At 20.9% G+C, this 1,465-nt stretch carries 2 protein-coding genes; both read right to left on the minus strand.

The features are described 5' to 3' along the window. Positions 1-270 precede the first annotated feature (270 nt). Positions 271-858, minus strand: a complete 588-nt coding sequence (pth, locus tag OC710_RS02690; protein WP_004995424.1) for an aminoacyl-tRNA hydrolase — start codon at positions 856-858, stop codon at positions 271-273. 122 nt (positions 859-980) lie between these two features. Further along, positions 981-1,465 (minus strand): cation-translocating P-type ATPase C-terminal domain-containing protein (locus OC710_RS02695; RefSeq protein WP_304515011.1); only part of this gene is annotated, 485 nt, incomplete at its 5' end.

Raw genomic sequence — 1,465 nt, forward strand, 5'->3', positions numbered from 1 at the left:
ACTTATTTAAATTATAGTAATATTTAAAATTTTTATGATATAAACATCATAATAAATAATAAAATATCATCTTCAGTTTTCAAAGAAGTAGTGATCAACTTAAATTACTATAATTTTACTTAATATGCAAAAAAATATACAAAAAACATACCTTAGGGCTATTTTTTTATTCCACAGTATAAAGTAACACAATAATTGTAATTGAAAAAAACTCTATTGTCAATATTTATTTGACATTTTATTCTTTATTTTTTTGATATCCAAAAACAATTAATTATTTTTCTTAAAATTACTAATTGTCATAAATAAAGATTCTAAAGAATTTGTAGTCAAAAAAATATCTATTAATCGTTTAAATAACACAAAATTCAAATGAATCAAATCGATATCTTTTTGATTCATTTTTTTTAAAACATATTGTGATAAAGGGATATTACGATCACGACCTACACCGATTTTTAATTTTAAAAAATCTCGTGTTTTTAAAACATCTATAATATTTTTAATACCATTATGTCCTCCATCATTACCATTTTGTTTAATTTTGAACTTACCTACATCTAAATTTATTTCATCATGAATTATAAATATTTTTGATAATCTGACATCATATTTATTTATAACCTTTTTAAGAGCTAAACCTGACAAATTCATATAAGTTTGAGGTTTAAGTAATAAAGTCCATTGATTATTAATACGACATCGATAAATTAAATTAAATTTATCACTATTTTCTTCGATTACAACATATTTTCGAAATTCTTTCAATAAATAATCAATTAACATAAAACCTACATTATGAGGAGTAAAATTAAAATTTAAACCCGGATTACCTAATCCTACAATTAATTTATACATTTATTATCATACTCCATTGAATTTTTTTATTAACTAAAAAAGTTCGAAAATATAAATAAATTTATAATAAATAAAAAATAATTATAATAAAAACTATAAAATTTATTTAGATATTAATAGCCTTACTTAGACTGCATATTATTAGTTATAAATTTATAAATAGTATCCATAATTAAAATAATTAATATACATAAACTCAAATATAAATAATGCTGCCAAGTAATAAAAGTAGTTCCAAAAAAACTATTAAAAATAGTTATATTTTGAGAAATTAAAATAAACAATATTAATTCACACAAAATGCCTACAAATAAAAGTCTATTTTTTTTTGTAAAAGTTTGCCAAAAATAAAACTTATCAGATCGACAAGCAAAAACATTACCTATTTGAGAAAAAATAACTGCGCCGAAAGCCATAGTAGAAGCGAAAATGAACTCTTTTTGCTGAGCAATCATTTTAAAAGGAATATTTTGACGCATCAAAGACCAACCACCATAATGTAAAAAAAATATTAATGCTAATATACCTTCTACAATACCTAAAAAACCATAACTTCTTTTTAATAATTTAGTATCTAATAAATGATCTCGAGAGGTACGAGGTTTTT

Source organism: 'Vigna radiata' phytoplasma (assembly GCF_030586915.1).
GTDB classification, from domain to species: Bacteria; Bacillota_I; Bacilli_A; order Acholeplasmatales; family Acholeplasmataceae; genus Phytoplasma; species Phytoplasma australasiaticum.